The sequence below is a fragment of the Thermovirga sp. genome, assembly GCF_017656375.1.
In the GTDB taxonomy this organism is placed as follows: Bacteria; Synergistota; Synergistia; order Synergistales; family Thermovirgaceae; genus Thermovirga.
On record NZ_JACDOB010000018.1, the window covers coordinates 1 to 11,987 of the forward strand.

Genomic DNA, 11,987 nt, shown 5'->3' on the forward strand with positions numbered 1-11,987 from the left:
AAGGGCACTTCCTTCCATGAGCGAATCTCGACCGCCATACTCCTCCACCTCCAAAAGAAATAACTTTACATAAATTCATTTGTTTAAATATTCAGATAAAGCTGTGCTTTTGTCAATCGAATTGATGTAATGTATATTGTATTTTCTTATGTTAGTATTTTGTTTTCCTATTTGGAAATAAACTCGACCTTGTGGTGTTGCTTTAAAGCGCTTATTATTTTTCGTGTAGCTATAAGGAGGTGTTGGCTGTGGGTAAAAGCTTGCTCATTTACAATGGAGACATATGGACCGGAGATGAGGAAAAACCAAAAGCAGAGGCCGTCCTTTTTACGATTTCTCGCATAGAGGCTGTAGGGACTTTCGAGGAAGTAAAGCATCATCCCCTCGCTTCAAAAGCCCTGAAACTGGATGTGGAAGGTAAAACTGTGATACCTGGCATGTACGACTCTCATTTGCACCTTACGGCCCTATCAAGGCAACTTAAGGCACTAGACCTTTCAGGAGCAAAATCCAAACAAGAGCTTTACGACATGATAAAAAAGAAATCTTTAGAGCTTGGACCTGACCAATGGATTTATGGTGTACGCTTCGATAATTCTTCCTGGGAAGACGACAGCCTTCCAACCCTGAAGGAACTAGATAACCTCGGTGCGCCAAATCCGGTAGTGCTAGAAAGAGTGTGTACCCATCTTCATGTGGCGAACTCCCGGGCCTTAAAAGAAGGTAACTTGTTTGTAACAACTTCTACAGAGGGGGCCATCTTTGACAATTTAGGCAACTTCACAGGAATTTTGATCGAAGGAGCCGCAAAGCCCATAGTTCAGGCTATGGAGAAATCTTTATACAACAAAAAAGAAGAAACTAGACAAATCCTAGAAGCTTGCAAATTTCTTGCTTCTTTTGGCCTGACTTCTTTAAACCCCTGCAGTGCGGCATCCTACGGCCTCAAAGAAAATGTAGAAGCCTTTTTGGAGCTCAAAAAAGAGGGTAGACTCCCCGTCAGGGTTCACCTGTACAGCGACGAGCCACCAGAAAATCTAGAATTTTTGCCAAGGCATGACGAATGGTTATCCTATGGAGGACGCAAGTTCTTCCTTGATGGCTCATTAGGGGCAAAAACTGCAGGTATGTCCTTTTTTTATGCCGACGAGCCTTCAACTACAGGTGTCCTTAACTATTCGAAAGAAGAGCTAACCCATCTAATACTAGAGTGCCATAAACAGGGAATTCAAACCCAAAGCCACGCCATAGGTGATGCAGCGCTCGATCAACTCATTGAGGCAATAGAGGCAACAAAATCGTTAGGGGAGCTCCCTAAAAGGCTCAAGCACAGGGCGGTACACCTTCAAGTTTGTAGGCCTGATCAGATAACAAAACTCTCACAACTTGGAGTAGTAGGAGATGTTCAGCCTGTTTTCGTCCCTAGCGACATAAAGATAACCGAAAGCAGAATAGGCAAAGAAAGACTAAGCTGGGCCTACGCATGGAAAAGCATGATGGACGCTGGCATACTCCTCACTGGCTCAAGCGACGCACCAGTAGAGTCAACAAATCCTATGAGAGGGATATGGGCAGCCGTAGAAAGAACGGACGATGAGGGCTTCCCAGAGGGGGGATGGCTTCCTGAACAAAAGCTATCCATTGGCGAAGCTCTCAAAATGTACACCGTAAACCCTGCAAAAGCAAGCGGCTTTGAAGAAAAAATCGGCAAGATTAAGGCAAACATGATTCCAGACCTGGTAATTTTAGACAGCAACATAAGAAACATCAAGACAATGAAGCTGCGAGAGACCAAAGCACTATACACATTCGTGGGAGGAAAGCTGAGTTTCGGCAAAATAGATGGATGGGAATGTGTCCCGCACTAAAAAGCAAGTTTTACTTTTTCTCACTAATTAGGCTATACTTAAAAGGTAAAGTACTCCGTGTACAGGAGGAGATGATATTATGAGAATGAGTAAATTCCTGCTTTTGTTTGGCATCATTCTAATAGGGCTTGCGCCTTCTATTCCTGCTTTTTGCCAGGAGTCTTTGCAGCCTTTAGTTCCCGGGCTAATCTTAGAGGAATCCACTGGGGGCTTTTTAGTCAAGGACGTCGTTGAGGACTCCCTTCCCTACGCCTCTGGCCTCCTTCCCGGTGACATAATAAAGGCTGTAGATTTTTGTCCTGCTGGAACATTATCTACAGAGAGGCTTATGGAGGAGTTTTCTGAGTTACCTTACAACCATCGCTCTATGCTACTTTCGGTCAAACGCTCTAATCTCAACCTGCTAATAAGGGTAAAGCAACCTGTAGTATTCCAGGGGCAGGAAGCCTTTGTAGCAGTAGATTCATCCCTTAGGTCCCAATGGCAGATCTGCGAGGAAACATGGCTTGATATAAGGCAAAAAATAATATCGACAAGAGGCCCCTTACCAAAGGAAATCTTCGACGAGGCCTTTAAGGCCTTTATGGGCTCAAGGAACGCTTTAGCTTCTGTTGAGGTCCCCGATGTAATTCCAGAAAAAACCCGAGTTTGCCTGCTTGAGTCCCGCAAACACCTAACCCGCGCCGCAAATTTAAGCCTTCTAGCCATAAGGGCCTTGGAGGATGACTTGTCCAAAGGAAAGACCTTGACGGGTACCAAGATCGTAAAGTCTTTCCCACAAAATCCTGATTGGGAAGAGAGCTGGATCCTCAAGTTTGAAAGCCTTCCAGGGGGGTTCAATTCGTTCTACAAACAGATGCTATCGGAGCGGGGGAAAGGGCTTGGCTTGCTCATCAAGGCTCAGCACCTGATGGAAAGCTACCGCTGAAGCTCCTTTTTGACCAAAGAACGCCAGCAAAAGAAATACACGGGGGAAGCCGCAGCCAGCAAAAAGATTGGAAGGGCCCTGAAAGCCCCGCTTGCACCAAGGAACTCAGAAAGGTAACCGAATATAATAGGAGTAACAAAATAGCAACCGTCAAGGAGGAACCAGGCCAAGGCGGTTGCTTTTGGCCTTAAGTGCCTTGGTGCAACCTCACCAACCAGGGCCAGATATAGAGGAAACCCTATTCCCACACCAATCCCGTAAATCAACCCAGAGACTCCAAAAATCAAATTGTTGGAGGCAAGTGCAGCTCCTATAAGTCCAATCGCGTTTACCCCTATGACCAAAGAAGCAAGAATCCCTTTGGGTACTATGTCCAAAATCTTGAAACCCAAGAGCCTTATAAGAAGTGCCCCCCATGCAAAAGGGACCATAAAAGCAGAAGGCGGAAGATCCTTCTCCATGGCCAATGACGTAACGGATATGATAGCAGCATCAGTCAAACCATAAATCACAGCTGAAACCAGGTAACCTTTCACCAACTTGAGGGATAAAAGCTCCCTCCAGCTTCCCCAGTTTTCTTTTTCCTGCTTTTGGCCTCTTTTCGCTGGCCTCAGCGTCAATGAAACAAAGGCACAGACTAATGCCATCAGAGGCGCAAGCCATATATAAAGCCCCCCCATGCCTCTGTGCAGCATGAAGTCCCCAGCGGGCAAAACCACGATGAACGGAAAGATGGAACCCACGGTTATCAAGGCAAAGGCACTGCCTCTTACTTCCTCTGGAATCACGAAAGTTTGATAAGTAGTCAAAGCTACAAGAAATAGCCCAAAACCTAACCCCGCAAGCAGCCTCCAAAAAATCAAGGGAACCACGGCTTTGGAACAAACTATTCCTACACCTGCCGAAAAACAAAGAAAAGAAGCAGCAAACACCAGCCTTCTAAGAGGTAATGCCTCTACCAAGTAAGCCAGAAATGGCCTGGGAAACGTGCTGGCGAAAAAGAAAGCCCCTAAAATCCAACCAACTGCTCCTGGGTCAGTTATCCCCTTGTCGGAAAGATACATAGGCAAAAGAAAATACACCTGGCTGAAGGCCATAATTCCAAAATTTGCTATCATGAGCTTGGGAAGCAGTTTTTTAATCTGGTTCATTTCCTTTTCCTCACTAAAAATGTCTCTGTTTCTGCAAGTATGACTCCAGCCAAAATCAAGATGCCTCCTATGACTATCTGCGAGTTTAGAATCTCCTGCCCTAAAAGTATGGCTATTATGTATCCAGAGGGGCTTTCCATGGACAATATTATGGCTGCGTGAGTTTCCGGGCTGTACCTTTGTGCAACAGTCTGAATCAAAAAGGGAATTACCGTAACAAAGACGACAACGTACGCAAGGCCCCACCAGGCCCTGGAGGCAACATCACTAAAGGCGGGCAAAGGCTCCAGGATCAAAGCCAAAAACAGAAGAAATACCCCACTGGCAAAAAGTTGCACCACCGTTAAGGCCACAGGGTCCATTCGCCTGCTCAAGTTTCCTACCAACATGACGTGAAAGGCAATTCCCACAGCCAAAAGCAGGGAAAGCCCATCTCCTAGGTTAAAGCTCATTCCAGGAGTAAAGGCCATTACCAAAAGCCCTACAGTGGTTACGAAAGCCCCAATGGTGGCCAGAAGTGATGGCATTCTCCTGTAGAAAAGGGCATACAAGAAAGGAACCATGACCACGTTACTTCCCGCTATAAAGGACTGTTTCCCCGGCGTAGTATATATAAGGCCTATTATGTGGGCTATGAAGGTAGCTGCAAGAACTACACCAAGAAGTGCTCCTAAGATTAAGTGCTCCTTCCTCAGCTTCCTGACCCTCTGCCATAGGAAAAAGAACAAAATTATCCCACTCGCAAGGAACCTTATCGCCAAAAGCCACAGAGGAGACATGTATCCTAAAAGCCAATTAGTTACAGCAAAACCAGAGCCCCAGAATATTGCGGCCAAAAGCATTGAGCTATCTGCAATAAGAACTTGTTTTGTAGTCAAAGGCGTAATCACCATATCACCCTCTCAGCGTAAAGGATACCATGCCATAAGCAAAATTGCACACAAAAAGGCTCCCCTTTTTTTGCCGGGGAGCCTTTATTTTTTCGGAAATGATTTTTACATCTGCTAGGAACAGGAACAACTAGGGCCACAGCAGGACGATTTTTTCAAATTACTCACGGCCTCTCCATATATGGACATAATTTCCTCAATGTCGGGGTGACAGCACCTACCCCTTGGATTTAGTTCTTTACATTTACCACCGACTCCTGCTTTTGTCTTTTTTATTATTTCTTCCAGGGTAGTTGCTCCTTCGTACATGGCCTTAACTATCTCACCCTTGGTTACCCCTTGGCAGTAACACACTATTTCGTCTTTACTGGCTTTTTTCCAATCCATTTTTTCTCCTCCTCAACGACATTAGCTCAGGCTTATACAATTGCGCCTTATTTATTCCATACCCTTAACTGAAAACTGTACCAAAGATCATACCAGCTATAGTTGAAAGAATTATCACCAATCCCACATAGGCGACAGTCTTCTTTGTCCCAAGGACGCTCCTTATTACGAGCATGTTGGGAAGCGACAAAGCAGGCCCTGCAAGAAGCAATGCCAGCGCCGGGCCCTTGCCCATTCCTGCACCTATAAGCCCCTGTAATATAGGCACTTCCGTCAGCGTCGCAAAATACATGAAAGCCGCAGCTACCGTAGCGAAGAAGTTGGAGAACAGCGAGTTGCCTCCCACAAGGGACGCTACCCACTCGCCTGGAATCAGACCTTCGTGCCCTGGCCTTCCCAGAAGAAACCCTGCCACCAAAACGCCCCCGAAAAGAAGTGGCAACACCTGCAAGGCATAACCCCATGTGGACTGGAACCACTCAGACCTTTCGTCCCTAGTGTACCAAAGCCAGGCGCTTGCAACGGTAGAGATTAAAGCGCCCGCAGCAACATACCACTTGATCCTATAGGCCGCCGCCCAGAAACCTACAGGGACCTTCGGAGCTGCCCAATTGGCAAAAACCAGAAACAGCACCATGCTCCCCATAAACCAAACGGTCTTCCATAAAGGCCTGCCCTCTTCGGGCTCTGGAAAAGCCGCAAAAGCTTCCTGCCTTTTAGCTTCCTCTTCATGGAAAATAGTTGCCATAAGAAGCCCTATTATGACACTGAAAGATATGGCACCAACGGCCCTTGCAACCCCTAGTTCCAATCCAAGGACTCTAGCCGTCAAGATGATGGCCAACACGTTTATGGCCGGCCCTGAATAAAGAAAGGCAGTCGCCGGCCCAAGGCCCGCCCCGCGCTTGTAGATCCCTGCAAAAAGGGGAAGCACCGTGCAGGAGCAAACGGCAAGGATTGTGCCCGAAACGGCAGCAACTGAGTAGGCAACCCACCTTTTAGCGCCAGCTCCAAGATATCGCATCACCGATTGCTGAGAAATAAACACGCTTATCGCACCAGCAATAAAAAACGCCGGAACAAGGCATAAAAGGACATGCTGCCTCGCATATTCATGAAGCATGGCCAATGCCTCTACTGCGGCACTCTGAAGTCTTGCGCTCTCTACAGGCATGTAGTAAAAGGCAAGAAATGCCAAAAGAAGGTACGTAAACTTTTTGAGCTCTGAGTTCATTTTATCTTCACCCCTACTCGAGATAATGGTATTATGTGAAAGTATTTGCACATATATTGCTTTTTTAAGGCCCTCGCCTGTCGGCCAGGGCCTTGGCTTGTTTCTTGGCTTGTTTTATGAACACTTACCTAGTTGTTTGCACCCTGAAGCATCTTTTTGACGTCCTCCACAGACGGAACCTTTCCAGCAACCAGGACCTTTCCGTCTACTGCCAGACCGGGAGTAGCCATGACCCCAAAGGATATGATGTCGTTAATGTCTGTTACCTTCTCCAGCTCATAGGACACCCCCAGCTCCTTGGCCGCTTTTTCCGCCGTCTCGGCTAGCTTCTTGCACTTAGGGCATCCTGTGCCTAATATCTGGATCTTCATTACCTACACCTCGCTTTTAGCATTTTCGCTCTCGTTCCAGCTTTATAACCTTCTCGATGCACGGCATCACATCGAGGACACACGGCATCTTGAGGCGATATATTATGTTTCTTCCTTCCTTCACGTCCTCCACAAGGCCCGCCTTTTTCAATATGGCCAGGTGCTTGCTGACAGTGGTCCTGTCGCTTTCGAACATATCTGCTATGACGCAGGCACACATATCACCTGACCTTAGCTTTTCCAGTATGGCCAACCTCACTGGATGAGCCATGGCCTTCAATATCTCCACTTTTCTTTCGTGATTTTTGTTATGGGCATAACAAATCATGTGCATATATTACCACACTTTTTCTGACCGTCAAGCCCTAGGGGGTATTTAAGGACAAAATCCTCTCTTCCAGGCGTTCGATCCTGTACTTGAGGAGTAAGTCTATGAAGGCTTTGTTCCTCAAGGGGTTATTGGGGAAATAGACCAGCCGACCTTCGCCGCCTTCTTTGTGCTCCGGGATCGGGATGCCGACAGAAGCCAGGCCCTCTTCCAGGTGGGGTATCCTTTCCTTGCCCCTGATGGGCAAAACACCCACCACTTTCAGATTATCCCCCATCGTGCCTAAAGCTGTGTGAGGCACACAAGCTTTTCTGTTAACCCTTGCTACGGCTGAGTTGAGGCCTTTCCTTGCGTTCTTGGCGACGCAGTAAAAACCATCCTTTAGAAAGGATTTGCTGCCCCTTGCCTCAAATATGGCAACGTAGCTTCCGGCATCTACACACCATTCCTCCAGTAGCTTCCATGGAATTTCAATGCCACTTGAGCACTCGCTCAGCTTAAGGCTCTCTTCGCTCCACTTCAACGCAACGGGGGAAAACCTAACATGTTCCCTTTCAGCCAAGACGGCCCTAGCGAAATCGTAATCGGTATGAAAATCTGGCAGGAAAAACTTGGGCTGCGGGACCTGAACGGCAAAAACCACAGCCGTCTTTATGCCTTGCCTCGAAAGTTCCCCAAGATGCCTTACATGCTTTACGGCCCTTGCAGAAGGAGCGTCAGGAAACATGGCCAAAAGTTCTCCAAAGAGCGTGCATGACTTTACCTCCACTAACACCTTGCCTTGGGGACCGTCCATAAGCAAGTCAAACCTGTGCTCCCCGTAGGTCACTTCTCTTCCAACGAGCCTATGGTCCTCAAACCCAAAAAGTTTCCCCCTGCCAACCAGCCATGCAACGGCACTGTTGACCCTATGGGTGTGGAGCATGACAGGGCCCTTGGAAGTTTTTACCGCCACCACCGTATAGCTAGTGGATCTATTTACGCTACTGGACTTTTCCAAAATAAGCTCCGAATTTTCATAGAGAAGTTCCCACAGCCTGCCTGGATTCGGCAGGTGAGCTTTTACCACATCTGAACCCACCCTGCATAGGGCCACAAAGCGGTTCAGCCTCTCCTGAAAGACGGCCTTCACGGGGGAACCCTTTACGGCCTTATAGGGCTTTTGAATATCAGGCGAAAGCTTCACCACAGGACCCTCAATCCCAAGGCCTTTTTGTACGCGTACTCGGACAGCAAGTAGTCCCCCTCCTGGGCCGCTTCCTCTGCAAGGGCCAGCCATTTATCTCTCACATCTTTCGTTTCCCCAGCTTGAAGAAGTTCCTCAGCTTTCTTTCTTAGTTCGCTTCCGCCGTTAAAAGGCGTTCTCTTTTCAGTCATGACCTTAGTTTATCACGACAATAAACAATTTATAATAATTCTCACTTTTATGTATAATAGGAATTGTTCTGAGGAGGAGACACCGTTTTGGGAAAAATGACAAATTTAGTAGAAAATTTCTATATTAGAGAGGCTACTAAAGAGGACGTTCCAACTATTTTGCAATTCATACGGGAACTTGCCAAGCATGAAGGGTTGCTCGAGGAAGTAAAGGCCTCCGAAGATTCGCTTACAGAACACCTATTCGGTGAAAATCCCAGGGCGCAAGTTATCTTTGGTTGCATAGAGGACGAGCCTATAGCTTTCGCCCTTTTCTTTTATAACTTCTCCACCTTTGAAGGAAAACCTGGAGTATATCTTGAGGACCTATACGTAAAACCTGCTCATAGGGGCAAAGGCATAGGAAAAATCATTTTATCTTACCTTGCACATCTAACCCTACAGATAGGCGGAAGGCGCCTGGAATGGTGCGTCCACACCTGGAACACAAAGGCTCAAGCCTTCTACAAAACTATAGGGGCAAAGCCTCAAAATAGAATCATCTTGAACCGTCTAGATGGCAACGAACTCACGGATCTAGCAAGCACTTTCCGAAAGCTGCCTATAGGGAAAGCATGACGTGCCAAACCCACAAAATTGGAGAGATGGAGAATGAACAGCTTTAAAAAAGCTATTAATGTATTTATTACCATAATCATCGCTTTTTTAGCTTTTGCTATATCTATTCCGGCAAGCGCCCAAGAGGGAAATGCCCCTGCATCGCAAAAACTTTACGAAGCGTTCATCGAAGGCCTGAAGCCGGAAAAGATGGAATTGATCCTAAACCAGGAACCGGACGAAAACGGCAAAGTTGGACATATATACTTGAATCTGATAGGTTGCGATATAGGTGGCGTAAGGATCGCTCACCTGGCTATCGAAGCTATAGATGTGGGGTTTACTCCACCCTCCACCTGGGACACTGAACCACCAGATGTAAGAAATATGCTGGACATAAAGGCAAAAGCCACCATACTTGAAGAGGACGTAAACAAGGCTCTCCTCAGCGAGGAGTTTGGCGACAATGACGGCCACTGGCACGACCTTCTTTTAGACTTCAGGGATGGCGGCCTTTACGTCAGGGGATATTACCTGACTAAATTTCTCTTCAAGCTGGACATCCTAATAGAGCTTGAAGGAAGATTTGAGATCCACAAGGGCAAAGAGCTTTGGCTAGCAGATTACGTCATGCGTGTCAACAAAGTAGACCTTCCCAAAAGCATAACCGAAAAGGCCATATCCCAGATACAGCCTGTCATAGACCTGAACGAGTTTATCTTCCCATTAACCCTGGACAAAATAGAACAAACAGAAGACAAGGTGACCCTGGCGAGCCGCCTAGACCCTGAACCCTTTGAAGGAATCAAGTACACTTATGAGAAAAGTAACGAGTAACCTTGTCTTATTTTTTTAACCCTTTACGGGTAGCATATATATTTTTGCATCCTGTCTCCTTGGCAAGGAAAATCAACCCCAAAGCCACAGCAGTGGCAAGCAAACAGAACATAAAGGCGCTCCTGTAAGCGTAAGCTGGGCCTGAAGCCTTGAAAATATCTATAATTTTGCCCATAAGGGGTGGATAAATAGCAAGCCCTAGGAAAGTTATCATGTTCATGACCGAAATTGCCACTCCCGTCCTCTCCGGATGGCTCATCTCTTTTATTATTGCCCAGGTCACCACTACACCCATGGATGTGAACCCCATAACGAAAAACAAGCCCTTGAGAAGAATACCATTAATTGGCTTTCCCGCTAAAAAGACAATCCCTGCCCAAGATAAAACCTGAGCTACGCTGACCAAAACCACCGGGAGTTTCCTCATTTTCAGCTTATCGGAAACCCATCCCATAAAAACGCCACCCAGCATGGCCCCTAAAACAGCCATAATTATGAAGCCAGAAGCTTCTTTGGCTGACATTCCGTACACCTCTGAAAGGAAAGGAACGCCCCATGCACCAGTAAAGGCAATGTAGGCCCCCGCCACCAAAGGAACATACAAAAAACACGGCCAGAGGTGTATATCTTTAACTACCTCCATGAGACCGCTAGTAATGCTTACCTTTTTATTTTCTTCCAATGAACCATTTTCATGTATTGGAGGGAACCCCATATCCTGAGGCTTATTGCGAATAAGAACAAAGCACATGATCGCCAAGGCTGCTGAAAGGGCCCCAATGCCAACAAAGGTGTACCTCCAGGTGAACGCTACCACCATCACAGCCAAAGGAGTTTGGGCTACGAGCCCTCCCAGGTTGCCTATAAGGTTGGTTGCCCCTGAAACAGAAGCGAACTCGTCCTCTCTGAACCATTGGGATTGGACTTTCAGCACGCAGACGAAAACTACCGAAACGCCTATACCTACAAGGAACCGGCCTAAGAAAATGGCAAAAACACTCTTCGCCAGGCCAAATACTACTGAGCCAACAGCTGCAATAAGCATTCCTGTGGACACAGTGATCCTGGCTCCCAATGTGTCAGCAAGGATTCCTACAGGCACTTGCATTATCATATATGCATAAAAGTACATGGATGCCAGATTCCCAAACTCCGTGTAGGACAAGCCAAAGGTATTGATTATATCCTCCTTAACTACTCCCGCCGCCAACCTATGAAAGAAAACCACCATATAAGCCAAAACCATGGAACCCCATACTATCCATCTGTAGCGATAAGCCTTCCTAAGAGCCTCAGAACCCTTCACGTTTTCATGCAACTTCACGCCCAACTCCTCCCACCGCAAATATAGAACTACACATCCAGCTTCTTACAGTTTTCCCCAATTTCAATAGTCTAACAGAACACCACCTCTATTTGGTAGCTTCAACGCAAAAATCCCAACAAAAAGGAAGACTACCTATTAATGCCAAAACCCGTGCATGCAATATACCTTTTGACAAGCTTCTTTCTTCATTATAGAATTATCTGAAAATTCAGACCTTATACTAAATGAAATAGAAAGGAGGGTACCTTTCATGGCAGAAAAGAGCATTTTTGCTTGCAAGCTTAACGTAATAATTAGCCTTATTATTCTCGTACTGACCGTTGGGTTCCCTCCTGGTGCACCTGCCGATTAGGCATAACCTAAGCGCAAGGAGCCGGAACCCCAAAAGGGTTCCGGCTTTTTGTTTTTGAGCTTCAGCATTTTGAGCAAAGCAAAGAGGAGGGATAACAATGAAAAAAGAGAAGATGAGAAAACAAACTCAAAAGCCAAAGGCCGCTTATCAGTCATTAACAAACGCCAGAAATTTCGCTACTTGGCCCTTGGAAGAACGCTTCGAAAGCCTGCCCAACGATATGCTCTGGAGAGGCCCTTTTGAAGGCTTCCGTTAATGCTTGAACTTGGACATTAAAAAACTTCAACCGCCTCCTTAAAAGGATTGCTGGTAAAATAAGAGGGTAATACTTAAATATCCA

At 46.5% G+C, this 11,987-nt stretch carries 14 protein-coding genes; 5 read left to right on the forward strand and 9 right to left on the reverse strand.

The annotated features are described in order from the left end of the window. The first annotated feature begins 248 nt into the window (after nt 1-248). Nucleotides 249-1,868 carry an amidohydrolase gene (locus H0Z23_RS06300; protein WP_296868324.1) on the forward strand — a complete coding sequence of 540 codons (1,620 nt, stop codon included), beginning with the start codon at nt 249-251 and terminating at the stop codon, nt 1,866-1,868. Between the two features lie 79 nt (nt 1,869-1,947). Then, nucleotides 1,948-2,796 (forward strand): hypothetical protein, encoded by an 849-nt coding sequence (locus H0Z23_RS06305; protein ID WP_296868325.1) that lies wholly within the window; start codon nt 1,948-1,950, stop codon nt 2,794-2,796. On the opposite strand, the gene H0Z23_RS06310 is transcribed toward H0Z23_RS06305, so the two are convergent. The 8 genes from H0Z23_RS06310 to H0Z23_RS06345 form a co-directional block, all read right to left on the reverse strand. Further along, nucleotides 2,787-3,947: an MFS transporter gene (locus H0Z23_RS06310; RefSeq protein WP_296868327.1), complete on the reverse strand. Its 1,161-nt coding sequence runs from the start codon at nt 3,945-3,947 to the stop codon at nt 2,787-2,789. The genes H0Z23_RS06305 and H0Z23_RS06310 overlap by 10 nt on opposite strands. Next, nucleotides 3,944-4,840, reverse strand: a complete 897-nt coding sequence (locus tag H0Z23_RS06315; protein WP_296868328.1) for a DMT family transporter — start codon at nt 4,838-4,840, stop codon at nt 3,944-3,946. The genes H0Z23_RS06310 and H0Z23_RS06315 overlap by 4 nt, the downstream gene beginning before the upstream one ends. A gap of 111 nt (nt 4,841-4,951) precedes the next feature. Beyond that, entirely contained in the window at nt 4,952-5,224 is a 273-nt protein-coding gene (locus H0Z23_RS06320) for a (2Fe-2S)-binding protein (protein ID WP_296868330.1), read from the reverse strand. Between the two features lie 64 nt (nt 5,225-5,288). Continuing rightward, entirely contained in the window at nt 5,289-6,458 is a 1,170-nt protein-coding gene (locus H0Z23_RS06325; protein ID WP_296868332.1) for a permease, read from the reverse strand. 128 nt (nt 6,459-6,586) lie between these two features. Continuing rightward, a complete protein-coding gene (locus tag H0Z23_RS06330; protein ID WP_296868333.1) occupies nt 6,587-6,829 on the reverse strand; it encodes a thioredoxin family protein in 243 nt (80 codons plus the stop codon). Between the two features lie 16 nt (nt 6,830-6,845). Then, nucleotides 6,846-7,157 carry a metalloregulator ArsR/SmtB family transcription factor gene (locus H0Z23_RS06335; RefSeq protein ID WP_296868335.1) on the reverse strand — a complete coding sequence of 104 codons (312 nt, stop codon included), beginning with the start codon at nt 7,155-7,157 and terminating at the stop codon, nt 6,846-6,848. A 37-nt stretch (nt 7,158-7,194) separates the two neighbouring features. Then, nucleotides 7,195-8,343, reverse strand: a complete 1,149-nt coding sequence (gene sfsA, locus H0Z23_RS06340) for a DNA/RNA nuclease SfsA (RefSeq protein ID WP_296868336.1) — start codon at nt 8,341-8,343, stop codon at nt 7,195-7,197. After that, nucleotides 8,340-8,534 (reverse strand): hypothetical protein, encoded by a 195-nt coding sequence (locus H0Z23_RS06345; RefSeq protein ID WP_296868338.1) that lies wholly within the window; start codon nt 8,532-8,534, stop codon nt 8,340-8,342. The genes sfsA and H0Z23_RS06345 overlap by 4 nt, the downstream gene beginning before the upstream one ends. Nucleotides 8,535-8,630: 96 nt before the next feature. Between H0Z23_RS06345 and H0Z23_RS06350 the strand changes: the two genes are divergently transcribed. Both H0Z23_RS06350 and H0Z23_RS06355 read left to right on the forward strand, forming a co-directional pair. Beyond that, entirely contained in the window at nt 8,631-9,152 is a 522-nt protein-coding gene (locus H0Z23_RS06350) for a GNAT family N-acetyltransferase (protein ID WP_296868375.1), read from the forward strand. Between the two features lie 33 nt (nt 9,153-9,185). Further along, nucleotides 9,186-9,968, forward strand: a complete 783-nt coding sequence (locus H0Z23_RS06355; protein WP_296868339.1) for a DUF2993 domain-containing protein — start codon at nt 9,186-9,188, stop codon at nt 9,966-9,968. 7 nt (nt 9,969-9,975) lie between these two features. Here the strand turns inward: H0Z23_RS06355 and H0Z23_RS06360 are convergent, their stop codons facing one another. Next, entirely contained in the window at nt 9,976-11,292 is a 1,317-nt protein-coding gene (locus H0Z23_RS06360; RefSeq protein ID WP_296868341.1) for an MFS transporter, read from the reverse strand. A gap of 452 nt (nt 11,293-11,744) precedes the next feature. On the opposite strand from H0Z23_RS06360, the gene H0Z23_RS06365 reads away from it, so the two are divergent. Next, nucleotides 11,745-11,903 (forward strand): hypothetical protein, encoded by a 159-nt coding sequence (locus H0Z23_RS06365; RefSeq protein WP_296868342.1) that lies wholly within the window; start codon nt 11,745-11,747, stop codon nt 11,901-11,903. Nucleotides 11,904-11,987: the final 84 nt, after the last annotated feature.